General features: G+C 69.3%; 22 protein-coding genes and 1 tRNA gene. 8 read left to right on the forward strand and 15 right to left on the reverse strand.

Annotated features, from left to right (window positions below):
* Positions 1-23: 23 nt before the first annotated feature.
* Both OVA17_RS01335 and OVA17_RS01340 read left to right on the forward strand, forming a co-directional pair.
* Entirely contained in the window at positions 24-1064 is a 1041-nt protein-coding gene (locus tag OVA17_RS01335) for an aldo/keto reductase (protein ID WP_267787671.1), read from the forward strand.
* Between the two features lie 91 nt (positions 1065-1155).
* A complete protein-coding gene (locus tag OVA17_RS01340) occupies positions 1156-1341 on the forward strand; it encodes a hypothetical protein (RefSeq protein ID WP_210073687.1) in 186 nt (61 codons plus the stop codon).
* A gap of 38 nt (positions 1342-1379) precedes the next feature.
* Here the strand turns inward: OVA17_RS01340 and OVA17_RS01345 are convergent, their stop codons facing one another.
* Entirely contained in the window at positions 1380-1862 is a 483-nt protein-coding gene (locus OVA17_RS01345) for an Lrp/AsnC family transcriptional regulator (RefSeq protein WP_267787672.1), read from the reverse strand.
* A gap of 80 nt (positions 1863-1942) precedes the next feature.
* Between OVA17_RS01345 and OVA17_RS01350 the strand changes: the two genes are divergently transcribed.
* The 3 genes from OVA17_RS01350 to OVA17_RS01360 all read left to right on the forward strand — a co-directional run bounded on the left by OVA17_RS01350 (position 1943) and on the right by OVA17_RS01360 (position 5749).
* Positions 1943-2875: a DMT family transporter gene (locus OVA17_RS01350; RefSeq protein ID WP_267787673.1), complete on the forward strand. Its 933-nt coding sequence runs from the start codon at positions 1943-1945 to the stop codon at positions 2873-2875.
* A 79-nt stretch (positions 2876-2954) separates the two neighbouring features.
* Entirely contained in the window at positions 2955-4544 is a 1590-nt protein-coding gene (locus tag OVA17_RS01355) for a molybdopterin-dependent oxidoreductase (RefSeq protein WP_267787674.1), read from the forward strand.
* A gap of 128 nt (positions 4545-4672) precedes the next feature.
* Positions 4673-5749 (forward strand): PAS domain-containing sensor histidine kinase, encoded by a 1077-nt coding sequence (locus OVA17_RS01360; protein WP_267787675.1) that lies wholly within the window; start codon positions 4673-4675, stop codon positions 5747-5749.
* Positions 5750-5759: 10 nt separating this feature from the next.
* Here the strand turns inward: OVA17_RS01360 and OVA17_RS01365 are convergent, their stop codons facing one another.
* The 14 genes from OVA17_RS01365 to OVA17_RS01430 form a co-directional block, all read right to left on the reverse strand.
* Positions 5760-6338: an isochorismatase family protein gene (locus tag OVA17_RS01365; protein ID WP_267787676.1), complete on the reverse strand. Its 579-nt coding sequence runs from the start codon at positions 6336-6338 to the stop codon at positions 5760-5762.
* On the reverse strand, positions 6335-8473 hold the full coding sequence (locus OVA17_RS01370; protein ID WP_267789337.1) for an MMPL family transporter: 2139 nt from the start codon (positions 8471-8473) through the stop codon (positions 6335-6337). The genes OVA17_RS01365 and OVA17_RS01370 overlap by 4 nt, the downstream gene beginning before the upstream one ends.
* 158 nt (positions 8474-8631) lie before the next feature.
* Positions 8632-9027: a hypothetical protein gene (locus tag OVA17_RS01375; protein ID WP_210073674.1), complete on the reverse strand. Its 396-nt coding sequence runs from the start codon at positions 9025-9027 to the stop codon at positions 8632-8634.
* A gap of 347 nt (positions 9028-9374) precedes the next feature.
* A tRNA-Thr gene (locus OVA17_RS01380) sits at positions 9375-9447 on the reverse strand.
* A 65-nt stretch (positions 9448-9512) separates the two neighbouring features.
* On the reverse strand, positions 9513-10184 hold the full coding sequence (deoC, locus tag OVA17_RS01385) for a deoxyribose-phosphate aldolase (RefSeq protein WP_267787677.1): 672 nt from the start codon (positions 10182-10184) through the stop codon (positions 9513-9515).
* Between the two features lie 61 nt (positions 10185-10245).
* Complete coding sequence (locus OVA17_RS01390; RefSeq protein ID WP_267787678.1) at positions 10246-11787, reverse strand: alpha/beta hydrolase; 1542 nt, start codon at positions 11785-11787, stop codon at positions 10246-10248.
* Positions 11784-12962: a DNA polymerase III subunit delta' gene (locus tag OVA17_RS01395; protein ID WP_267787679.1), complete on the reverse strand. Its 1179-nt coding sequence runs from the start codon at positions 12960-12962 to the stop codon at positions 11784-11786. Before OVA17_RS01395 ends, OVA17_RS01390 begins: the two co-directional genes overlap by 4 nt.
* Positions 12963-13030: 68 nt before the next feature.
* Positions 13031-13705 (reverse strand): dTMP kinase, encoded by a 675-nt coding sequence (gene tmk, locus OVA17_RS01400; RefSeq protein WP_267787680.1) that lies wholly within the window; start codon positions 13703-13705, stop codon positions 13031-13033.
* Positions 13702-16551 (reverse strand): type I DNA topoisomerase, encoded by a 2850-nt coding sequence (gene topA, locus OVA17_RS01405; RefSeq protein ID WP_267787682.1) that lies wholly within the window; start codon positions 16549-16551, stop codon positions 13702-13704. Before topA ends, tmk begins: the two co-directional genes overlap by 4 nt.
* 60 nt (positions 16552-16611) lie before the next feature.
* Positions 16612-16941 carry an Rv3654c family TadE-like protein gene (locus OVA17_RS01410; protein WP_267787684.1) on the reverse strand — a complete coding sequence of 110 codons (330 nt, stop codon included), beginning with the start codon at positions 16939-16941 and terminating at the stop codon, positions 16612-16614.
* A complete protein-coding gene (locus OVA17_RS01415; protein WP_267787686.1) occupies positions 16941-17270 on the reverse strand; it encodes a TadE family type IV pilus minor pilin in 330 nt (109 codons plus the stop codon). Before OVA17_RS01415 ends, OVA17_RS01410 begins: the two co-directional genes overlap by 1 nt.
* Positions 17267-17503, reverse strand: a complete 237-nt coding sequence (locus OVA17_RS01420; RefSeq protein WP_210073659.1) for a DUF4244 domain-containing protein — start codon at positions 17501-17503, stop codon at positions 17267-17269. The genes OVA17_RS01415 and OVA17_RS01420 overlap by 4 nt, the downstream gene beginning before the upstream one ends.
* A gap of 37 nt (positions 17504-17540) precedes the next feature.
* Positions 17541-18449, reverse strand: a complete 909-nt coding sequence (locus OVA17_RS01425; protein WP_267787688.1) for a type II secretion system F family protein — start codon at positions 18447-18449, stop codon at positions 17541-17543.
* Positions 18446-19375, reverse strand: coding sequence for a TadA family conjugal transfer-associated ATPase (locus OVA17_RS01430; RefSeq protein ID WP_267789338.1), 930 nt, complete (start codon positions 19373-19375; stop codon positions 18446-18448). The genes OVA17_RS01425 and OVA17_RS01430 overlap by 4 nt, the downstream gene beginning before the upstream one ends.
* A 492-nt stretch (positions 19376-19867) precedes the next feature.
* Here OVA17_RS01430 and acs point away from each other — a divergent pair, with 492 nt between their 5' ends.
* The 3 genes from acs to OVA17_RS01440 all read left to right on the forward strand — a co-directional run bounded on the left by acs (position 19868) and on the right by OVA17_RS01440 (position 23241).
* Positions 19868-21835 (forward strand): acetate--CoA ligase, encoded by a 1968-nt coding sequence (gene acs / locus OVA17_RS01435; RefSeq protein WP_267787690.1) that lies wholly within the window; start codon positions 19868-19870, stop codon positions 21833-21835.
* Positions 21836-21957: 122 nt separating this feature from the next.
* Entirely contained in the window at positions 21958-22251 is a 294-nt protein-coding gene (locus OVA17_RS16405) for a WXG100 family type VII secretion target (protein WP_420712426.1), read from the forward strand.
* Positions 22252-22278: 27 nt separating this feature from the next.
* A complete protein-coding gene (locus tag OVA17_RS01440) occupies positions 22279-23241 on the forward strand; it encodes a hypothetical protein (protein WP_267787691.1) in 963 nt (320 codons plus the stop codon).
* Positions 23242-23371 lie beyond the last annotated feature (130 nt).

Raw genomic sequence — 23371 nt, forward strand, 5'->3', positions numbered from 1 at the left:
CCCCTTCACCGTCGAGGAGAAGCATGCCCATCGCCGCCGATGACCCCCGCCTGACGTCCGCGTTCATCGCGTCCTCCACCCGCTACGACGACGTGCCGTTCCTGCGCGCCGGGGCGAGCGGGATCCCCCTCCCCCGTATCTCGCTGGGTCTCTGGCAGAACTTCGGCAGCGGACGCACGCTCGACTCGCAGCGCGAGATCCTGCGCCACGCCGTCGACCGCGGCGTCGTGCACATCGACCTCGCGAACAACTACGGCCCGCCCTACGGCGCGGCCGAGACGACCTTCGGCACGGTGCTCGACAGCGATCTGCGCCCGTACCGCGACGAACTGTTCGTCTCGACGAAGGCCGGGTACGACATGTGGCCCGGGCCCTATGGCGACGGCGGATCGCGCAAGTACCTCGTGCGCTCGCTCGAGCAGAGCCTCACGCGCATGCGCACCGACTACGTCGACGTGTTCTACTCCCACCGCGTCGACCCCGAGACGCCGATCGAAGAGACGGTCACCGCTCTCGCCGACATCGTCCGCAGCGGCAAGGCGCTGTACGTCGGCATCTCGAACTACCCGGCCGAACTCACCCGCCGCGCGCACGAGCTGCTCGCGGCCGAGGGCGTGCGCCTGTTCATCCACCAGCCGCGCTATTCGCTGTTCGACCGCACGCCCGAGTCCGAGCTCTTCCCCACGCTGCGCGAGCTCTCGGTCGGCAGCGCCGTCTTCTCGCCGCTCGCCCAGGGCCTGCTGACCGCGAAGTACCTCGACGGCACCGTCCCCGCCGACTCGCGAGCGGCCGACAGCCGCTTCCTCGACGAGTCCGCCCTCACCGACGATTACCTCGAACGCATCCGCGGCATCGACGGGGTCGCCCGCGATGCGGGGCTGTCGATCCCGCAGCTGGCCGTGGCGTGGGTGCTGCGTGACCCGGTGGTCACCACCGCGATCATCGGCGCCTCGCGCCCGAGCCAGATCGACGACGCCGTCGAGGCGAGCAAGGCCACACTGGGCGACGACGTGATCGCCGCCCTCGAGCCCTTCGCCGCCCCCTCCGGCGGGTCGCTGCGCTGAGCGACGCACAACCACGGCGTCGGCGCAAGCGGCGCGGCATCCGGCGCTGGATCGTGTGAGGTGAGAACCCACACGCAATCGAGGAGGCGTCATGGGTGTCGCACGTTGGATCGGAACCGGCGCAGTCGGACTCGCAGGGGCCGTCCTGGCCCGGACGGCGATCGGCCGTGCGGTCGCCGCCGGAACCGTGGCCTACCGGGTCTGGAAAGACCCCAAGGTACAGAAGATCCGCCGCAAGGTGCAGGCGAAGGTTCTCAGGCAGCGCTCGCAGCGCTGAACTGCCCCGGGCCCGGGTCGCGATCGTCGACCCGGGCCTTACGCGTGCCCGGGGGCCGGTTCCAGTGGCAGGGGCGAAACGGGCTTGGTGACCCCGAACGCGAAGGTCGTGTCGATCGACGACAGCGATGGGATAGCGCGCAGGTGATCGCGCAGGAGTCGCTCGTACTCCTCGAAGCTCGGCGTGACGATGCGCACCAGGTAGTCCCAGTCGCCGGCGAGCAGGTGCGCTTCGACGATGTGCGGGATCGCGCGCAAGCGCTCCTCGACGGCATCCACCGTCGCCCCCTCGTGCGAGGCGAGCCGCAGGCGTACGAACGCCGTGATGGTGAGGTCGACCGCTCTCGGCGACACCACCGCACGATAGCCCTCGATGACGCCCGCCTGCTCGAGCTGACGCACGCGCCTCAGGCACGGCGAGGGCGAGAGACCGACTCGATCGGCCAGTTCCTGATTGGAGAGTCGACCGTCTTGCTGCAGTTCACGCAGGATCAGTCGGTCGATGCGATCGAGCGAAGTCATGTAGCAGATTCTGCCAATTTTCGTGGACTGCGGGCAAGAATCGCAATCCGCTGCGTCGGCGATCTTTCTACGCTCGCAGGGTGACGACGTTCACCCTGCCCCTGCCCCGAGCGCTGCCCCGCCGCACCGTCGTCGGTCTGACGGCTCTCACCGCCGTCGTCGCCCTCTGGTCGTCGTTCGCCCTGTCGACGCGCGCGCTCGAGGGCGCCGGACTCACGATGGTCGATGCCGCGATCGTTCGCTTCGCCGTTCCCGCGGTCGTCCTGAGTCCGTGGATCCCTCGCGCATTCCGCGCTCTCCGCGCCGAGCGCCCCACTGTGCTCGCTCTCGTGCTCCTGGCCGGCCTGCCGCACTTCTTGCTGTTCGCCTGGGGCGCCCACCTCACCTCTGCGGCGCTCACCGGACTGCTCGTACCGGGAACCGTCCCCCTGTTCGTCGCGGTGCTGCTCTTCCTGTGCGTGCGCCGCAGGGTGTCGCCGCGCCGCCTGCTCGCCCTCACCGCGATCGTCGCGGGAGTGGTGGCCAGCGCGCTGTTCACCGGCGGACCGGCGGGGCCCGCCGGTATCGCCGTGCTTCTGGCTGCCGGCCTCGTGTGGGCCGCCTATACCCTCGGCGTCGCCCGCACCCGGCTCGATCCGATCACGGTGATCGTGGTCGTGTCGGTGACGTCCGTGGCATCCGCCCTGCTCCTGGCGACAACGGGCGTGTTGCCCTCCACCCTCCTCGCCGGCACAGCCGACCTGAGCACCGTGGGCACCTACGCCCTCGTGCAGGGGGTCGGCACGGGTCTGCTCTCGACCGCCTGCTACGTCGTGGCGGTCAAGAACCTCGGCAGCAGCCTTCCCGCCGCCGCCGGAGCCCTCAGCCCGGTCCTCACCGCCGTCGTGGCCGTGCCGCTCCTCGGAGAGCCCCTCGGCCCGGGCCTCGGCTTCGCCCTGGCACTGATCACGACGGGCGTCGCGGTCTTCGCGCTGTCCCCCGCGTCCGCGAGCGCTCCCGACGCCGGCTCCTGACGGCATCCGTTCCGCCCTCCGCTCCGAACAGGTAGGAAGGCTCTTCGCGAACACGCGCCGAGCGGAGACGAGGGATGCCATGACGACCGACACCGCGGCCCGGGAAGACAAGACCACCACGGTCCGCCGCCCGCACGCCTGGATCTGGGCCGCCCTGGCCGGAATCGTGTCTGCGGCGGCTCTGCTGGCCGTCGCCGAAGCGCTCGCGGCGCTCGTCGCCCGATCGGCGAGTCCGATCTTGGCCGTCGGCTCGTTCATCGTCGACATCGTCCCGCGCCCCCTGAAGGAGCTCGCGATCACGCTGTTCGGCGAGAGCGACAAGATCGCCCTGCTCGCCGGCGTCGGTCTCGGAGCCGCCGTGGCCGCCGCCGTGGCCGGTGTGCTCGAGTACCGCTTCCGCTTCGTGGGGGTGATCCTGCTCGGCATCGGCGGCATCCTCGCGACCGCGGCCATCGTCACGCGCGCCGGAGCCGGAGCTCTCGCCTGGCTCCCCCCGGTCATCGGCACCGTCGCCGGGGTCCTGGTCCTGCTCCTCGCCATCGTGCGCCTGCGTCGCTGGGTCTCGGCCGCGACCGCGGGAAAGACGGATGCCGTGGGCACCGACCGTCGCCAGTTCCTGCTGTTCACCGGTCTCACCGCGGTGGGCGCCGTCGTGGTGGGCGTTGGAGCCCGCGTGCTCAACGCCGCCACCTCGTCGGTCGCCGCCGCCCGCGATGCGCTGCGGATCCCCTCGGCTCGCACCACGGTGACCGTGCCCGAGGGTGCGAACTGGGAGATCGACGGCCTGACCCCGATCATCACCCCGAACGGCGATTTCTACCGCGTCGACACCGCGCTCACGGTCCCCAACGTCGACCCCACCACGTGGCGTCTCTCGATCGAGGGCATGGTCGACAACCCGATCGAGCTCAGCTTCGACGATCTCGTCAACATGGGACTCGACGAGTACGGCGTCACCCTCACCTGCGTGTCCAACGAGGTCGGCGGCGGACTCGTCGGCAATGCCATCTGGACCGGCATCCCCATCCGCGACGTGCTGCGCATGGCCGGCGTGCAGGGAGATGCCGACATGGTCCTCTCCGAGAGCGTCGACGGGTACACGGCATCCACTCCCCTCTCGTCCCTCACCGACGACAACCTCGATGCGATCTTCGCTGTGAAGATGAACGGCGAACCGCTCCCGTTCGAGCACGGCTTCCCCGTGCGCATGGTCGTGCCGGGCCTGTACGGCTACGTCTCGGCGACGAAGTGGGTCACCAAGCTCACGGTGACGCGTTTCGACAAGGACGAGGCGTACTGGACGCCCCGCGGCTACTCCGCAGAGGCCCCCATCAAGATGTCGTCGCGCGTCGACACACCCAAGATCGGTTCGCCCGTCCCGGCAGGCCCCGTCGTCATCGCCGGCATGGCCTGGGCTCAGCCCGTGGGCGTGCAGAAGGTGGAAGTCAGCATCGACAACGGCGAATGGCAGGAGACCCAGTTGTCGACGCCGATCAACGACCAGTCGTGGGTGCAGTGGAAGCTCGACTGGACCGCCGACGCCGGTACGCACTACATCGCCGTCCGAGCCACCGACAAGCAGGGTAACCTGCAGATCCAGGATCAGGCGCCGATCGCCCCCGACGGCTCGAGCGGTTGGCAGCGGACGCTCGTCACCGTCTCGTCGTGAGGTGCCGCCCGGGAATGTCAATCTCTGTTTCCGGGCGCACCCCCGCGGCATGATCGGCGTATGCCTTCAGCAAGCACCCCGGCCCACACGGGCGCCCTCGTATGACCACGGCCACGGATGGACCGCGGATGACGTCCACTTCACCCGATCACGAACCCACCCGCCCCTTGATGAGCATCCGACGTTCGATTCCGCAGGACTGGGACGAGCAGGTCGACCTGTTCGCGATCGTCAAGCTCGACAGCGGTGGGTTCGTGCGCGGATGGAATCTCGGCGCCGAACGCATCAAGGGGTACAGCGAGGACGACATCCTCGGTTCGCACTTCTCGCGTTTCTACCGCGAGGAGGACCGACGCCGCGGCAAGCCCGACCAGTTGCTGGCCGCAGCCCAGCGAGACGGCCACGTCGAGGACACCGGCTGGCGCGTCCGTCGCGACGGCAGCGAGTTCTGGGCGCGCGTGACGATCTCCGCCATCCGTAACGAGCACGGCCAGGTTCGGGGCTTCGTCAAGATCGTGCGCGACCTGACCGCCGAGAAGCAGGCCGCCGACGAGCGTCTGGCCCTGCAGCGCACCTTCGCGCATGATCTGCTCTCGCCGGTCACCGCCCTGCGCGGCTATCTCGACCTCATCGGCGAGGAGCTGCCCCCCGACCACCGACTCCTGCATCTTGCGGGAGAAGCGAGCGACCACCTCATCGCGATGGCGCAGGCCCTCATGGCCGAGGTCGACACCGCGGGTCAGCGAGGCCGCAGCCGAGCGAGCCTGGACTTCATCGCTCGCGGGGCGGTCTCACTGGTCCTTCCCGGAGACGCGCCCGGCCGGGTCGTCTTCGGCCAGATGGATGCCGTGACCGTCTGGGGCGACGTGCTGGGCCTTCGGCGGGCCATCGCGAATGTGCTCGAGAACGCCGCCAAGTATTCGGACGACCTCATCGAGATCGAGGCGTTCGAAACGGACGAAGGCGCCGCGATCCGCGTGCGCGATCATGGACGCGGTATCCACCCCGAGGATCTCGCCTCGATCACCCACGAGGGCAACCGCGGCCGCTTCGCCGACCCCGGGGACGGGGGTCGGGGCATCGGGCTCGCGAGCGTCCAGCGGATCGTGAGCGAGCACGGCGGCACGCTGCGCATCACCAGCGTTCTCGGCGAGGGGACGAGCGTGACCATCACCCTCCCCCGCGCCGACGACGAGCGCGACTGAGCGCGGCGCCTCAGTCGCCCGAGGTCGCGAGTTGCGCTCCGGCCGTCTCGATCTCGGTGAGGGCGGCGGCGCTCGAATCGGGGTGCACGCCCGCGATCAGGTCGATCAGCACGCGCACGCGACGCCCGGCGCCGAGGGCGTCGAGGGCCGAAGCCCGCACGCAGTAATCGGTCGCGATCCCCACGACGTCGATGTCGCGGATGCCGTGAGCCTCGAGAAGCTGCGCCGCGGTCTCGCCCTCGTCGGTGACGCCCTCGAACAGCGAGTAAGCAGGCTTGCCCTGCCCCTTTTTGAGGTGGTGGGTCACGCGCGCGGTGTCGAACACCTCGTCGTAATCGGCGCCGAAGGTTCCGCCGACGCAGTGCACCGGCCACGTGTCGACGAAGTCGGGGGCCTCGGAGAAATGGCCGCCGTTGTCGTCGTCGCCGTGGTGCCAGTCACGCGAAGCCACGATCAGCGCGTAATCGTCGGCGTGCTCGGCGAGGTACCGCGAGATGCGCTCGGCGACCGCGTCGCCTCCTTCGACACCCAGCGCACCGCGCTCGGTGAAGTCGTTCTGGACGTCGACGATGAACAGGGCGCGCGTCATGCGTCGAGCCTACGCGCCCCGACATTTCCCCTGCCCAGCTTCGAAGGCCACCAGATGCGACGACCCAGGTCATAGGCGAGCGCCGGCACGAGGAGGGATCGCACCACGAACGTGTCGAGCAGGACCCCGAACGCCACGATGAAGGCGAGCTGCGCGAGGAACAGGATCGGAATGACCCCGAGAGCGGCGAACGTCGCCGCCAGCACGAGACCCGCCGAGGTGATGACCCCACCGGTGGCGACGAGTCCGCGCAGGATTCCCGCGCGCGTGCCGTGCACGAGCGACTCCTCCCTCACTCTCGACATCAGGAAGATGTTGTAGTCCACGCCCAGGGCGACGAGGAAGACGAAGCCGTACAACGGCACCGCCGGATCCGCGCCCGGGAAGCCCAGGATGCCGTCGAACACCAGGGCGCTGACCCCCAGAGCAGCGCCGAACGAGACGATGACGGTACCGATGAGGACGAGCGGGGCCACGACCGAGCGCAGCAACGCCATGAGGATGAGCAGGATCACGACGAGCACGATCGGGATGATCAACGAGCGGTCGCGGATCGAGGTGTCGATCGAGTCGATGTCGGTCGCGGTCACCCCGCCCACCAGGGCCGCTCCCTCTCCCAGCTCGTCGGCCAGAGCGATGCGGAGCTGACGGACCGTGTCGTCTGCCGCCGAGGAATCGGCCGTGTCGGCGAGGGTCGCGGCCAGCAGCACATCGCCCTCGGCGACCGTCGGGGTCGGGGCGGGCGTTCCGGGCGCACCCGACGTCGTGGTCTGCAGGGCGCCGTCGACCACGCTCACGGGCGACTGTCCCCCGGGGGCGTCGGCGCTGAGTACCGAGACCGCGTCGATCCCCGAGGCGTTCTGCAGCACGGTCACAGCCCGAGCAGCTTCCTGCTCGGGGACGACAACGTATGCCGGGCTCCCGGAGCCGCCCGGGAAGTGCTCGGCCAGGGCCGCCTGACCGTCGCGCGCCTCCGAAACCCCCAGCACGAGGTCGCTCGCGGGCACCCCGTCGGCGCGCAGCTGCGTGACGCCGACGCACGCCGCCAGGAGGACGAGTGTGCACACGACCCACACCGGGCGAGCGCGACGGGCCACGAATCGCGCCTGGCGCGGCCAGAGGCCCCTCGCCGGCTGCGTGAAGTCGGCGGGGATCGCCGATCGGCCCGGCCGGGGCAGGAACGGCCAGAACGCCGCCCGGCCGACCAGCGCCAACAGGGCGGGCAAAAACGTCAGTGCCGAGAGCACGGCGAACGCGATCCCGATCGACGCGATCGGGCCCAGAGCACGGTTGGTGGCCAGGTCGGACAGCAACAGGCAGAGAAGCCCGGCGATCACGGTGCCTCCCGAGGCCAGGATGGGCTCGAACGCCCGCCTCCACGCCCGGGTCGTGGCATCCCATCTCGTCAGGCCCTCGCCGATGGCTTCGCGGAACCGCGCGACGTAGAGGAGGGCGTAGTCGGTGGCCGCACCGATGACGAGGATGAACAGGATCCCCTGCACCTGACCGTTGAGCACGACGACCCCGGCGTACGCGAGCCACCAGACGGTGAGAAGCGCGACGCAGAGGGCGAAGACCGAGGTCAGTAGGACGAGGATCGGCAGCAGCGGTGAGCGGTACACGACGACGAGGATGACGAACACCGCCACGAGGGCCACGATCAGCAACAGACCGTCGATACCGAGGAAGCCCTTCACGAGATCGGCGGTGAACCCGGCGGGACCGGTGACCCACGCTTCGACTCCGGCGGGCACCCCGGCCGCAACCGTCTCGCGCACCTGCTCGACCACCTCACGCACCTCGCCGGAGCTGTCGATCGGCACGAAGATCTGCGCCGCGCGGCCGTCGTCCGAGACGACAGGGGGCGAGGCGTCGCCCGGCACCCCCTCGACGGCGGCCACGTCCGTTGCGAGACTCTGCAGCGCGGCGACCTGCGCATCACTGAGCGCGCTGCCGTCGGAGGTCGAGGCGACCACGATCGCGGGAATCGTGTCGTTCCCGGTGAAATCGGTCAGCCGTTCACTGACGCGGGTCGCGTCGGCCGACTGCGGCAGGAAGGACGACTGGTCGTTCGTCGCAACCTGATCGACCTTGCCGAAGAACGGTCCACCGATCGATCCGCCCGCCACCCACATCAGGACGAGCAGACTCGGGATGCCGATGCGCAGCCACCGCGATACCCGCGCGGGTCGTAGCGAGCGGCGCGTGGCTGCGCGGGTGGAGCGACGAGTGGACGCAGGCGAGTCGGACATATAGCTAGCTTATCTAGCAATATGTCCTCTGTGCCAGTTCGTCAGCCTCGCGCGAAGAGCACCACGATCGAGACGACGAAAGCGACCACGCCCAGGCCCAGCACTCCCGCGGCGAGGAAGGAGACGAATCGGACGAGGGGCGAGGAGCGCGTGAGCCGCATGCGATTCGACGAGCCGCGGCGGTAGAAGATATCGGCCATATCGGCGGCGCCGATCTTCACCTCGTCGTGCGCCGAGAGCGGCGCTTCGTTCACTCCCCCGTCGGCGTCGAACCAACGGACCACGCGACCGTCGTCGACGTGCTCCACGACCGCGCGGACGGGCAGCCAGGTGCCATCTGCGAGCAGGAGGAACACCGCCGCGAATGCCAACAGCAGTCCACCGCCGAGACCCACCCACGTGAAGATCTCGATGACGGCATCGAGGGCGTTCGACACGGAGGCTCCAGCGGGGTCAGCGGGCGGAGGACGGCCGTCACGCGGGCGCGGAACGAGGCGGGTTCAGCCTATCGGGCGGGTGCCGAGATCGTCGCCGGAGCCGGCGACAGCGCCCCGCGACGACGCGTCGCGACCAGCGCACGGTGAGCGGCACGGCCGCAACCGCCCCGAACGAGATGTCGATCACCTGCCAACCCACGGGAAGCCCCCGGAGGGCGGCCGCGATCAGCAGGTGGGCGAACGCCAGCCATTCGGTGCCGTAGGCGAGGAAAGGAAACGCCGCGGCCGTGGCATCCAGCCCTTCGAAGAAAGGCCCCCACCCGGTGGAAGCGGGTGAGGGCCTTCGGAGCCGCCTAAGGGAATCGAACCCTTGACCTATTCATTACGAGTGAATCGCTCTGCCGTCTGAGCTAAGGCGGCATGTGCTCGCTGTCGCGTGCACGATCATCGATCTTACATGCTCCAGCGCGTGCCGAGGTACGCGCTCAGTAGTCGCCCACCGCGGTGCGGTCGGCGAGGATGTCCCGGCTCGACGACAGACCGAGGCGCGTGGCCCCCGCGGCGATCATCTCTTCGGCGGCGGCGCGGGTACGCACTCCCCCCGAAGCCTTGACCTCGGCGCGGTCGCCGACTGTGCGCTTCATCAGCTCGACGGCGTGGACGCTCGCTCCGCCTGCGGGGTGGAAACCAGTCGACGTCTTGACGAAATCGGCGCCCGCGTTCACCGCGGCCTCGCAGACGGCGACGATCGCCTCGTCGCTCAGCGCCGCCGACTCGATGATGACCTTCAGCACGGTGGGGACGGGAGCCGCGGCGCGCACGGCGCGGATCTCGGACTCGACGACGTCGTAACGCCCCTCGATCGCCGCACCCACGTCGATGACCATGTCGATCTCGTCGGCGCCCTGGGCGACCGACAGGGCGGCCTCGGCCGCCTTGACCTCGGCGTGGTGCTTGCCGCTGGGGAAGCCGCACACGACGGCGAGCTTGAGGCCCTCGGGGAGCTGCACGGGCAGGAACGACGGCGAGATGCACACGCTGTAGGTGCCGAGCTCGGAGCCCTCGGCGATGAGGCGCTCGACATCGGCGCGAGTGGCCTCGGGCTTGAGCAGCGTGTGGTCGATGTAGGACGCCAGGTCGACGATGGGCGCGTTCATAGGGGTCTCCTCGGGATGTGACGTCTTCAGCCTACGCGGACGGTCGGGCCCGAACGCGGCGCTACTCGCAGCGCAGCCCCGCGGCGGGCACGGTGCCGTCGATCAGGTAATCGTCGACCGCCGAGTTCACGCAGTCGTTGCCCTTGTTGTAGGCGAGATGCCCCTCGCCGACGTAGGTGACGAGCACACCCTGCGACAGCTGACCGGCGAGCGCCTGCGCCTCGGCATACGGGGTCGCGGGATCGCCCGTCGTACCGAGGACGACGATCGGCGGGGAGCCGGGGGCGGTGATCGCTTCACGCGTGCCCGTCGGCGGTGCCGGCCACGCCTCGCAGGCGTCGGGCCCGAGCCAGTACGGGGCGACGACCGGCGCCTTCTCTCGGAGCTCCTGCTCGATCTGCGGATTGTTCTCGTCGCCCTCGTCGGGATAGTCGACGCAGTTGTAGGCGCGCAGCGCCTGCATCGTGTTGTCCTGGTACTTCCCGTCGACGCGACCGTTGTAGAAGTCGGCGAGTTGGAACGCGACGGAGGCGTCACCGTTCTGCACACCGCTCAGCGCGATACGGAGGTATGGCCAGTTCTGGTCGCTGTAGAGAGCCGCCACGATCGATGTCACCAGAGTGTCCGCGCCGAGCTGTCGGCCGTCGGGACCGGCGAGAGGACGCGCGTCGACCCGCTCGAGCACCGACGAGAGGTCATTCATCGCATCGTCGACGGACCCGGTGAACGGGCAGTCCGAGTTCTCGAGGCAGTCCGCCATGAAGGCGCGCAAGGCGTTCTCGAATCCGACCGCCTGAGCGATCCCGCTCGCGCTGCCGGGCAGACTGGGGTCGATGCCGCCGTCGAGCACCATGCGACCCACGCGAGCGGGAAAGAGCCCCGCGTAGGTGGTACCGAGGAACGAGCCGTAGGAGAAGCCGAGGTAGTTGAGCTTCTCGTCTCCCAGGACGGCGCGGAGCAGATCCATGTCGCGCGCGGCGTTCTCGGTGGAGACGTAGGGCAGGATGCCGTCGCTGTTCTGCTGACACGCCTGCGCGAAATCGGCCTGACGCTTCTCGAGAGCGGCGTTGCGCTCGTCGCTGCCGCGCGCTCCCGGCGGGATGTCGTAGAGGAACGCATCCATGCCCGCCGCGTCGTAGCAGGTGACCGGAGCAGACTGACCGACGCCGCGGGGGTCGAAGCCGATGACGTCGTAGTCCTTCGTGAGCGTCTCATCCGCCACGAGCGAGAGGGAGTCGCGGACGGTGGAGACGCCGCTCACACCGGGTCCGCCGGGATTGGTCAGAAGCGAGCCCAGGGGCTGACCCGACGTCGCGCGGTGGCGGATGACAGCCAGCGAGAGCTCGCCCTGGGACGGATCGGAGTAATCGCGCGGGGCCGTGACCGTGGTGCAGTCGAAACCCGCCGAACCGCAGTCGGTCCAGGTGAGCGTCTGCCCGTAATACGGCAAGAGCGCGGCATCGATGCCTTCGGTCTGCGGAGCCGGCGACGGACCGACCGCGGGAGCCATGGGCGGGATCTGCGCGTAGAGGCAGCCCGACAGTGCGAGAGACAGACCCACGATGCCCGCGACGACGGCGGCCAGACGGCGACGCACGCTCACGGGGCGGATCCGTTGGCGACGGTGATCATGAGGCTCTCCAGCGCCAGCAGCGGGGCGGCGTTCTGTTCGAGGTTGCGGCGGGTGACCGAGATGCGGTCGAGGACTCCGAGTGTGCGGGAGGGAGACCACTCGGAGGCCACGGCACGCAGGGCCTCGAGACGCTCGCTGTTGACGAGATCGCCCTCCCGGCCGTATTGGATCATCACGACGTCGCGGAAAAGCGACTGCAGGTCGGTGAGTACGCGGTCGATGCCGTCGCGCAGGCTGCGGGTCGCACGGCGCTTCTGATCGTCTTCGAGGGCGTTGACCTGGCCGCGCACGGACGGCGGCACCGCGGCCCCCTCGGCCACACCGAGCATGCGCAGGAGCGAGCGACGCTCCTCCTCATCGCGCGTGGCCGTGAGCGCCTTGGCGTCGTCGGTGGCCAGGCGCACGATGCGCCCCGCGACGTCGACCGCGTCGCCGATGCCGCGCACGGCGAGGACGGCGGCGATGGTCTCGGCCCGACGGCCGCGCGCGTCGTCGTCGGTCGCGAGCCGCTGCGCCATGCCGATGTGGCGCTGCGCGTGCCGCGCGGACTCCTCGGCGATGTCGGGGCTCACCCCCGTGCGCTCCACGATGAGAGCGGCGACGTCGGCGACGGACGGCTCGCGCAGGCGCAGCACGCGCACACGGGAGCGAATGGTCGGCAGGAGATCGGCGTCACTGGGCGCGCAGAGCACCCACACCGTCTTCTCGGGGGGCTCCTCGAGGGCTTTGAGGAGAACGTTCGAGGTGCGCTCCGCCATGCGGTCGGCGTCTTCGACGACGATCACGCGGTGGCGTCCGAGCGAGGGGGCGAAAGAGGCACGCTCGACCAGGCGTCGCGCCTCGTCGATGCGGATGACGACCTGCTCGGTGCGCAGTGCGGTGAGATCGGGGTGGGTGCGGGCGAGCACCTGACGCTGCGCCTGCTCGTCGCCCGGATCGGCGATGAGCGCCGCGGCGAACGCGTACGCCAGCGTTGAGCGGCCCGAACCGGGAGGGCCGGTGATGAGCCACGCGTGGGCAAGGGCGGAGGGGTCGGATGCCGCATGCTGCAGCGTCTGGACCGCCTCGTCCTGCCCCCACACGGCATCCCACGGGAATGCCGTCGTCCCTGCGGAGGAAGCGGGCGAATCGAGGGCGACGGACATGGGCTCCAGCCTAACGGCGGGGTCGGACACGGCCGCTGGCGGTCGGCTGTGCATCGTCCGGCCCCGCGTCAGCCGAGACGCTCGGCGATGGCCGCACGGACGTGATGAGCCAGCTCGTCGGCCGGGCGCATGGCATCTAGGACGAGGAAACGCCGCGGCTCGTCGGCGGCGAGGGCGAGGAAGCCAGTGCGTACGCGCGCGTGGAACTCGCTCTTCTCCGCCTCGAGTCGGTCGAACGGTTTGTCGTCGGCATCCAGGCGCCGACGCGCCGCGGCCGGATCGAGGTCGAGCAACACCGTGAGATCCGGCAGCAGCCCGCCCGTCGCCCAGAGCGACAGGGCGCGGATGTCGTCGGCATCCAGGATTCTGCCCGCGCCCTGATAGGCGACGGACGAGTCGAGGTAGCGGTCCTGGATCACGACGTCGCCGCGGGCGATGGCCGGCTGCACGACGGTCTCGACGTGATGAGCCCGATCCGCGGCGTACAGCAGAGCTTCGGCGCGTGCCGCGATGTGGCCGCGATGATGCAGGACGATGTCGCGGATGCGCACGCCCACCTCGGTGCCACCGGGCTCACGGGTTCGCACGACCGTGTTGCCACGGGCGGTCAGCCACTCCTCGAGCATCGAGGCTTGGGTGGTCTTGCCCGCGCCGTCGCCGCCCTCGAAGGTCACGAACAGGCCGGGCCCCCCGGCCGCAGCCGCCCGGGGGACGGTCAGCGGCCGGGTGCGATCCTCGGTCACGACTTCTTCGCCGGCGCCTTGCGCGTGGTCGTGGTCTTGGGTGACGCTGCCGTGGTGGTCTTGGCCGCGGCCGTCTTGGCCGCGGTGGTCTTCGTGGCCGTGGTCTTCGCCGCGGCCGTCTTCGCCGCAGTGGTCTTGGCCGCGGCCGTCTTCGTGGCCGTGGTCTTGGCCGGAGCCTTGCGCGCCGCCGTCTTCTTCGGCGCCGGACCCTTGGCGCGTTTGTCAGCGATCAGCTCGACCGCGCGCTCGAAGGTCAGGGCCATCGCGTCTTCACCGCGGGGAACCGTGGCGTTCGTCTCGCCGTCGGTGACGTACGGGCCGAAACGGCCGTCCTTGAGCTTGAGGGGCTTGCCGCTCACGGGGTCGGCGTCGAACTCCTTCAGCGCACTGGATGCCCGGCGGGCGCCGTACTTCGGCTCGGCGTACTTCGCGAGAGCCTGCTCGAGTGTGATGTCGAAGATCTGCTTCTCGTCGTCGAGCGACCGTGAGTCGGTGCCCTTCTTGAGGTAAGGACCGAAGCGACCGTTCTGCGCGGTGATCTCGGCGCCCGACTCCGGGTCGGTGCCGACGACGCGCGGAAGCGCCAGCAGTTGCAGAGCGGTGTCGAGATCGACGGTGTCGACCGACATCGACCGGAACAGCGACGCCGTCCGGGGCTTGGGAGCTGCTTCCTTCTTCGCGCCGCGCTTCTTGGGGGCTTCGACGACCTCGCCCGTAGCCTGATCGACCTCTTCGGGCTCCTCGGCATCGACTTCTTGGACGTAGGGCCCGAAGCGACCGTCCTTGACGACGACGAGCTTGCCGTTTTCGGGGTTCTCTCCGAGCACGCGGTCGCCGGCAACCGGGGCGTCGATGAACTCCTGCGCCTTCGCCGGCGTGAGCTCGTCGGGGGCGAGGTCTTCGGGGATGTTCACGATGCGGGGCTTCGCCTCGGGGCCGGCCGCGGGGTCGGTGACCTCGAGGTACGGCCCGTACTTGCCGAAGCGGAGGGTCGCGGTGTCGGTGATGCGCGTGGAGTTGAGCTCTCGAGCATCGATCTCGCCGAGGTTGTCGACGATGTGGCGGAGCCCCACCTGCTTCTCGGAGCCGAAGTAGAACGACTTCAGCCATTCGGTGCGACGCTGCTCGCCGCGGGCGATGGCATCGAGATCGTCCTCGAGGGCAGCGGTGAAGTCGTAGTCGACGAGGTCTGCGAAGTGCTCCTCGAGCAGACGCACGACGCTGAAGGCGAGCCAGCTGGGTACCAGGGCCTGCCCGCGCTTGCTGACGTAGCCGCGGTCGAGGATCACGCCGATGATGCTGGCGAAGGTCGACGGGCGGCCGATCCCCTTCTCTTCCAGCGCCTTGACCAGGCTGGCCTCGGTGTAGCGCGGCTTCGGAGAGGTGCTGTGGCCCTTGGGCTCGACGTCGCTGACCGACAGCGCGTCGCCCACGGCGACGGCCGGCAGCGACTGGTCCGCGTCGTCGTCGTTGCGCTTCTCGTCAGCGCCCTCTTCATAGGCCTCGAGGAACCCCTTGAAGGTGTAGACGGTTCCGGATGCCGTGAACTCGGCGACCTGAGCACCCGCCTTCACGGTGAGGGTGACGGTCGTCGTCTCGTACTTGGCATCCGCCATCTGGCTGGCGACCGTGCGCTTCCAGATGAGGTCGTAGAGCTTCTGCTCGTCGCGGTCGAGGGAGGAAGCGAGCGAGGCGGGAGTGCGGAAGGTCTCGCCGGAGGGACGGATGGCCTCGTGGGCCTCCTGCGCATTCTTCGACTTGCTCTTGTAGACACGCGGGTTCGCGGGGACCGCCTTGTCGCCGTAGAGAGAGACGGCCTGCGCGCGCGCCGCCGAGATGGCCTGCCCCGACAGGGCGACCGAATCGGTACGCATATAGGTGATGAAGCCCTTTTCGTAGAGTCGCTGCGCGACCCCCATGGCGTGCTTGGCGCTCATCGAGAGCTTGCGACCCGCCTCCTGCTGGAGCGTCGAGGTCGTGAAGGGGGCACGGGGGCTGCGCGTGCCGGGCTTGGCCTCGAGCTTGGCGACGGTCGCGATACCGGCGGCGGTGATCGCGTCGGCGAGGGCACGGGCCTGCGCCTCGTCGAGGACCACGACGGCCTTCTTGAGCTGGCCGTTGTCATCGTAGTCGCCACCGCGAGCGATGGGGGCGCCGTCGAGACGGTTCAACCGGGTGGTGAAGGAGGATCCCGCCTGCGAGGCAAGGGCTTCCACGTCCCAGTACGAAGCGGAGACGAACGCCATGCGCTCCCGCTCGCGTTCGACGACCATGCGGGTCGCCGCGGACTGGACACGGCCGGCGCTGAGCGCCGTGCCCTCGCGGCCGGAACCGACCTTGCGCCAGAGCACCGGCGAAACGTCCCAACCGTAGAGACGGTCGAGGACGCGGCGCGTCTCTTGCGCGTCGACGAGAGAGACGTCGAGCTCGCGCGTGTGCTCCGCCGCTTCCTTGATGGCGTCCTTGGTGATCTCGTGGAAGATCATGCGACGAACGGGGACCTTGGGCTTGAGAACCTCGAGCAGGTGCCACGCGATGGCTTCGCCCTCGCGGTCGCCATCAGTGGCGAGCAGGACTTCGTCGGCGCTCTTGAGCGCTCGCTTGAGCTCGGCGACCGTCTTGGTCTTGCGGTCGTTGACGACATAGAAGGGGTCGAAGTCGTTCTCGACGTCGATGGAGTACTTGCCGTACGCCGCCTTCTTGTCGGCCGGGATCTCTTTCTTCGACGCGAGGTCGCGAATGTGACCGACCGAGCTGAGCACCTCGTAGTCGTCGCCGAGGTATCCCTGGATCGACTTCATCTTCGTCGGAGACTCGACGATGACGAGCTTCTTTCCGTTTGCCACTGGGGTCCTTTCGTCGATGCACACCATACACACGCCTCCCTGTTCGGGTTCCGGGAGGTCTCACGGGCTCGCGGCCGCGGAGGGTCCGGCCCGTGAGCGCGCATCGAATGAAATCCCACCGTACGCCCCGGCGACGGTGATGGTGGCGATCAGGCCCTCGACATCGCACTCTCGCAGGCTCGCGTCCCCCGCCTTGGCGATGCGGGCGGCCTCGTCGCAGGGCACTCCCGCCACCGCCCCGCTCGCGGCGTCCGCGGCCGCGAGGGCGGCAGCGTCCGCCGTGCCCGCCAGACGTTGGACGGCGAGCGAGGCCCCGCCGACCACGGCCAGAGCGGAGACGAGACCCGCGATCACGGCGACCACGCCGACAGTGGTCACCGTGCCGGGCATCAGCGACCTCCATCGAGGGCGCACGCCCGGGCGGATGGGGGCGGGAGGGGAAGCCCCAGCGGCACCGGAACGGAGGCGCGGACGCACACCACTCCTCCGCCGCGGTCCACCGAGGCGGTCGCGCCGACCTCCGCGAGGCGTGACAGGGCGTCCTCGTCGCCGCGACCGAGGAGTCGGGCGGCCTCGGCCACCGCCTGCTGCACGCGGACGGTGGTCGCCACCGATCCGAGCACACCGACGCCGAGCGCGAGCACGAGCAGGACAGCCGGCAGCGCCACGGCGAATTCAGCGGTGGCCGCGCCGCGCTCCCCGAGCTGCGGGATCTTCACTGAACCGTCAGTGCACGGCGCACGAGGTCCGTCAGGATCCCGCGTACCTCATCGCTGCGCATGATGACGACGAGTAGTCCCGCGAAAGCGACGGCAGCCATCGTCGCGATGGCGTACTCGGCGGTCGCAGCGCCGCGTTCGTCGAGGAACAGGGCGCCGGCGCGAGCGCTCGTGAGGGAGGGCAGGTCTGCGGCGGGTCGAGGGCGGATCGCGGTGCGAACGAAACGGATCATGGATCTTTCCTTCTTCTCGGGGGCGGATGGACGGCGGTCACGGCAATGCCGTGGACCGCAGGACGGCGAGCGCGGCAGGCACGACGGCGATCAACAGGAAGGCGGGGAGTGTGCACACGCCGAGGGGGACGAGCAGTCGTGTAGCCAGACGCGCCGCGGCGACTCGACCGTCGGTCCGCGCGCGGTAGCGCGCGATCCAGGCATCGCCGCGGAGCAGCTCGGCGGCCGGGACGCCTGCGCGGGTCGCCAGCTCGAGAGTGTCCCTCACCTCGGCGCGCCCCGTCGGGTCGATTCCGAGGTCGTCGATCACTCCGCGAGCCCGGTCGACGGAGACCCCCGCAGACAGAGCCACCGCCCACAGCTCGGCCTCCAGCCCGGGAGTCACCCGTGGCGGCTGCGCCCTCCGGGAGAGGCGCCGCATCCAGACGTACGCCGTCGCCATCAGGATGAGCCCGAGGGCCAGGCAGCCTCGTCCGAATGGATCTGCGAGCAGGGTGCCGACCGGGTCGAAACCCAGAAGACCACCGAGAGGGATGCCGACGAGGGGCAGCCAGGCGAGGAGGCGGGCTGTCGCAGCCGGTTCGGCGAGAGCGACGCGCACATCAGCCGACACCTCGGCGGTCTCGCGAAGCGCGCCGACGACCGAGCGGAGGGCGTCGGACAGCGGAGCCCCTGCGGCCACAGCCACACTCCAGATCGCGGCGAGGCCATGCCAGGAGTCCCCCGCCGCGCGAAGGACGGCACCGACGTCGGCTCCCCGCTCGGCGGCGTCAGCCGCAGCGGTCAGCGCCGGGTCACCGCCCTCGGCGAGGTATCTCCAGGCGAGAGTCGGGGCGGTTCCGCCCGACAACAGAACGGCGAGACGCAGAACCGTCTCGATCGGATCAGCTTTCCGCCCGTCGCCACGCGAGTTCCGACGCGTTCGGCCGAGGATCCTGACGTTCACGCCCACTTCTCCGGTTCGACCCGCAGGCATTCGTCCCGAAGCACCGGACGACCCCAGCCGGTCACGCGTCGCCGCCCGCCGACACGCTCCACGTGGATGACCGCGCCGATGGCCCCGGCACTCTGGCGCGCGCAGGTTCTGGCATCCATTCCCGCGAGGGCCCCCAAGGCTTCGAGACGCGTCGCGACATCGACGAGGCTGCTCGCATGGAGGGTTCCCGCTCCCCCGTCGTGGCCGGTGTTGAGGGCCATGAGCAGGTCCCGGATCTCCTCCCCCCGACACTCGCCGAGGATCAGCCGGTCGGGGCGCATGCGCAGCGCTTCGCGCACGAGACGGGAGAGAGAGATGCCACCGGCGCCCTCGATGTTGGGTTGTCGCGCCTCGAGCGCGACGTGGTGCGGATGGTCGGGATGCAGTTCCGCAACTTCTTCGATCGTGATGATGCGCTCCGTCGCGGGGACCCGAGCGAGCAGCGCCGCGAGAAGGGTCGTCTTCCCCGCCCCGGTCGGCCCGGCGATGAGCACGTTCTCTCGCCGGTCGACGAGGCGCTCCAGCCGCTCCCGCTGACGCGCTGAGAACATGCCCGCACGCTGGAGGTCGCCGAGATCAGGGCCGTCGAACTTCGGGACCCGCACGGAGATACTCGTCCCGCTCGCAGCCACGGGTGCCAGAACGGCGTGAACCCGCACTCCCCTCTCGAGCCGAACGTCGACGCAGGGCGATGCGTCGTCGAGATGACGACCCCCGAGCGCGATCAGGCGCACCGCGAGACGGCGCACCTCGGCCTCGCTCGCCAGCCACGACGTCACCCGCTCGACCCCCTCACCCCGGTCGACGAAGAGTCCCCGGTCGCCGTTCACGAAGAGGTCCGTGACACACGGGTCGTCGAGGAAGGGACGGAGGAACGCCACCGCGGGATCGAGCATGTCGACGACCCCGTTGTCGAGGCCGTTGCGGAGTGGGGTGAGGAAGGTCACGCGACGACCGTAGGGTCACGATGCGACGGTCCGCGGGCCGTCCGAGGCGATCGGTGGAGGCGGCGTGAACAACCGCTCCTGGGGAGGAACCACCCAAGACGTTTCGGGACAGACCCTCGACAGCGAGGGGCAACAGCACCAAGAAAGAGGGGGCGGCATCCCTACAGTGGGGGGCGAGGGATGCCGCCACGCGCCGGGGAAAAATTGGGGGGCTCCCCCCGACGCGAGTGCCGGAAGCGATGTTCGGGCGCTAGCTAGAGTACGCGTGCAAATCAGTCAGGCCAACTCGACCGACCTATTCATGGCGATATATCACCTGTTTCCCATCCACCCCGATCCCATCTATCGGAGGTGGCCGGTGTCGGAGGCGGTCGATAGCGTGACCGAGGTGAGGACACCGCGCGCAGGTGCGCGGGTCCGTGAACGCGAAGGAGCGCCGCGATGAGCAGCCAGATCGATCACCTCCTCAACGAGACCCGCCGGTTCGCGCCGTCGGCCGACTTCGCCGCGCAGGCCGTCGCCGACCGCACCCTCTACGAGCGCGCCGCAGCGGACCGCGAGGGCTTCTGGGCCGATCAGGCGCGTGAACTGCACTGGCACACTCCCTTCACCCAGGTGCTCGACTGGTCGAACCCCCCGTTCGCGGAATGGTTCGCCGACGGAGAGCTGAACGTCGCATACAACTGCCTCGATCGGCACGTCGAAGCGGGCAACGGCGATCGCATCGCTCTGCGCTGGGAGGGCGAGCCCGGCGATCAGCGCAACGTCACCTATGCCCAACTGACCGACGAGGTGAAGCGCCTGGCGAACGTCCTCACCGAGCTCGGCGTCGAGCGCGGCGATCGCGTCGCGCTGTATCTGCCGATGATCCCCGAGGCCATCGCCTCGATGCTCGCCGTCGCGCGCATCGGCGCCGTGCACTCCGTCGTCTTCGGCGGATTCTCGGCCGACAGCCTGCGTGCGCGTATCGACGATGCCGGCGCCAAGCTCGTCATCACCGCCGACGGAGGATGGCGAAAGGGGAAGGTTTCCCCCCTCAAGCCCGCTGTCGACCTGGCGCTCGCCGACCGCAACGGCTCCGGTGAGCAAGAGACCGTCGAGCACGTGCTCGTGGTCAAGCGGGGCGGCAACGAGGTCGACTGGTCCGAGGGCCGCGACCTCTGGTGGCACGACGTGGTTCCGAAAGCCTCCGCCGACCACGAGGCCGAGGCGTTCCCCGCCGAGACCCCCCTCTTCATCCTCTACACCTCGGGAACCACCGGGAAGCCGAAGGGCATCCTTCACACGTCGGGCGGGTACCTCACCCAAGCCGCATTCACCAACCGCGTCGTCCACGACGTCCACCCCGAAACGGACGTGTACTGGTGCACCGCCGACATCGGCTGGATCACAGGACACACCTACGTCACGTACGGTCCCCTAGCCAACGGCGCGACGCAGCTGCTCTACGAAGGCACCCCCGACACGCCGCACCCGGGACGCTGGTGGGAGCTCATCGAGAAGCACGGCGTGACGATCTTCTACACGGCGCCGACCGCGATCCGTTCGTTCATGAAGATCGGGCGCGACGTGCCGCAGAAGTTCGATCTGTCGTCGCTCCGTCTGCTCGGTTCGGTGGGTGAGCCCATCAACCCCGAAGCCTGGATCTGGTACCGCGAGATCATCGGCGCCGACAAGACCCCCATCGTCGACACGTGGTGGCAGACCGAGACCGGTGCCATCATGATCTCCGCGCTCCCCGGAGTGACCGAGACCAAGCCCGGCTCTGCCCAAGTGCCGATCCCCGGCGTCTCGATCGCCGTGGTCGACGAGCAGGGCGAGCCGGTCGGCAACGGCAGTGGGGGCCTCCTCGTCATCACCGAGCCCTGGCCGAGCATGCTCCGCGGCATCTGGGGAGACCCCGACCGGTACCGCGAGACCTACTGGGAGAAGTTCGCTGACAAGGGCTACTACTTCGCCGGTGACGGCGCCCGTCTCGACGACGACGGCGACGTGTGGCTGCTCGGCCGGGTCGACGACGTCATGAACGTGTCCGGCCACCGGCTCTCGACGGCCGAGATCGAGTCCGCCCTCGTCGGACACGAGGGCGTCGCCGAGGCCGCCGTGGTCGGCGCGAGCGACGAGACCACCGGCCAAGCCGTCGTCGCGTTCGTCATCATCAAGAGCCGGTACCTGAAAGAGCACCCCGTCGAGGGCCTCGGCGACGAGCTGCGCACCTGGGTGGGTCAGCAGATCGGTCCGATTGCCCGCCCCCGTGACGTCTACATCGTCGGCGAGCTGCCGAAGACCCGCTCGGGCAAGATCATGCGCCGACTCCTGCGCGACGTCGCCGAGGGCCGCGAAGTCGGAGACACCACCACGCTCGCCGACACGGCCGTCATGAGCGTCATCAGCGCCCAAGTGAAGTGAGCTCGGATCCCGGATGCCGCGGGCTTCGGCATCCGGGATCTTCCGGCGAAGTCGAGCGCGGCGCTCTCCGTGGCCGTGCGATCTCGTATTGTGACAGGGGTCGAAACCATTGTTCCGGGGGGATGAGCGTGGCGGATCACATTCGAATCGAGTTCGGCAGGGTCAGTCAAACGGTCGAGGTGCTCCGCGCCGCGTCAGGGGGAATCCGAGGCGAGCTCGACGCCCTCGACACGAGACTGGCGACCATGGAAAGCGGGTGGCGAGGCGAGGCGCGGGAGGCGTACTCCGTCGCACGCGCCCAGTGGGAAGAACAGATGCGGTCGATGCAGACGCTGTTGGACGGGTGCGCGGAGGTGCTTCTGCGAACGGGTGAGGCGATTGCCGCGACGGAGGATTCGCTCGCTAAGTCCTTCTGATCGCTTCGGTCTGCCTAGACTGCGACCGTGATTTTCGGCAAGCGAAGGCATGAGCAGACTGCGCAGCAGCGCGAAGAGCTGAAAGCTGCCGCCGCCGAGCAAGGGTGGCGGTGGAGCGACGCCCAGCCCGCGCCCGCTTTCGAACTCTCGGAGGCGGCCCTTCGAGGCCCCGAGCGGTTCAAAATCTGGACGGTCGGCTTAGGCGATGTCGTCGACGGCATGGTGAACACCCGTCCCTTTCGCGCCGCGCGACTCATCGGCTACGACTACACCACGACGAACGGAGGCATTCCGTACGGGGATCGTCGCGAGACGAGCGCGGTGTGGATCGACCTGCCCGACTCGCTGCCCGAGATCCGTCTCGTAGACGCTTCGTCGACGGAGAAGGACGAGGGGCTCCCTCTTCCCCCACTGAACCCTGCGAGGACGACCGACGGACGATGGCGGGTCGAAGGTTTCGTCCCGCAGTTCGCCTCGGACCTCCTTCATTCGACATTCGTCACGGCGCTTGCGACCCTTCCCCCTCTCACAGCCGTCGTCATCCGCGCGGGAATGATCCTCGCCTATGGATTGCAGCGCTACGATGCGCAGACCATTCGAACCGTCGCGACGACCCTTGCTGCACTGATCGAGGCGGTGCCCGGCAACGCCTGGGGCCGCGCGGACGCTCTCGTCGCGGGCACCGGGGTGTTTCCACGGCGCGTCCCCGGCGGGGCCAGCCTTTCACTCGACCAGCGTCTTGTGCGCCCCGACTGGAAAGGCTTCGGGCTGGCGGAGAAAGTGCCGTGGCCAGACGCGCCCGGCGCCCCGAAGAATGTCATGTTGAAGCGCAGCGAGGCGGTAGAGGTGTGGGAGCCCACCCCCGACGATGCACCGGGCTTTTCCCTGAGCGCACAATTCGGACGTGCGACCATCGGCTCGGGGATGCCTTTGGGTATCCCGACTGTGGCGTCCACGATCTCGCAGGGCGGGGCGGCTCCGCGTGCCTGATCGCCGGGGCTGATCACAGAGCGACGGGAGCCCGAGCGTCACCTTTGTCACGCGTCGCTGGGAAGGAGCCGCGTCACGCCGCGAAGCAGCAATTCGACGGGCCACTCGTCTCACCCGGGTTTCCTCGCGA

Source organism: Microbacterium sp. SL75 (assembly GCF_026625865.1).
Lineage (GTDB): Bacteria > Actinomycetota > Actinomycetes > Actinomycetales > Microbacteriaceae > Microbacterium.

Bases quoted from the DNA above. Each gene is read 5' to 3' on its own strand.
- OVA17_RS01335 (WP_267787671.1), top strand. From the start codon at position 24: ATGCCCATCGCCGCCGATGACCCCCGCCTGACGTCCGCGTTCATCGCG.
- OVA17_RS01340 (WP_210073687.1), top strand. From the start codon at position 1,156: ATGGGTGTCGCACGTTGGATCGGAACCGGCGCAGTCGGACTCGCAGGG.
- OVA17_RS01345 (WP_267787672.1), bottom strand. From the start codon at position 1,862: ATGACTTCGCTCGATCGCATCGACCGACTGATCCTGCGTGAACTGCAG.
- OVA17_RS01355 (WP_267787674.1), top strand. From the start codon at position 2,955: ATGACGACCGACACCGCGGCCCGGGAAGACAAGACCACCACGGTCCGC.
- OVA17_RS01360 (WP_267787675.1), top strand. From the start codon at position 4,673: ATGACGTCCACTTCACCCGATCACGAACCCACCCGCCCCTTGATGAGC.
- OVA17_RS01365 (WP_267787676.1), bottom strand. From the start codon at position 6,338: ATGACGCGCGCCCTGTTCATCGTCGACGTCCAGAACGACTTCACCGAG.
- OVA17_RS01370 (WP_267789337.1), bottom strand. From the start codon at position 8,473: ATGTGGGTGGCGGGCGGATCGATCGGTGGACCGTTCTTCGGCAAGGTC.
- deoC (WP_267787677.1), bottom strand. From the start codon at position 10,184: ATGAACGCGCCCATCGTCGACCTGGCGTCCTACATCGACCACACGCTG.
- OVA17_RS01395 (WP_267787679.1), bottom strand. From the start codon at position 12,962: ATGTCCGTCGCCCTCGATTCGCCCGCTTCCTCCGCAGGGACGACGGCA.
- OVA17_RS01410 (WP_267787684.1), bottom strand. From the start codon at position 16,941: ATGCCCGGCACGGTGACCACTGTCGGCGTGGTCGCCGTGATCGCGGGT.
- OVA17_RS01420 (WP_210073659.1), bottom strand. From the start codon at position 17,503: ATGATCCGTTTCGTTCGCACCGCGATCCGCCCTCGACCCGCCGCAGAC.
- OVA17_RS01430 (WP_267789338.1), bottom strand. From the start codon at position 19,375: ATGCTCGATCCCGCGGTGGCGTTCCTCCGTCCCTTCCTCGACGACCCG.
- acs (WP_267787690.1), top strand. From the start codon at position 19,868: ATGAGCAGCCAGATCGATCACCTCCTCAACGAGACCCGCCGGTTCGCG.
- OVA17_RS16405 (WP_420712426.1), top strand. From the start codon at position 21,958: ATGAGCGTGGCGGATCACATTCGAATCGAGTTCGGCAGGGTCAGTCAA.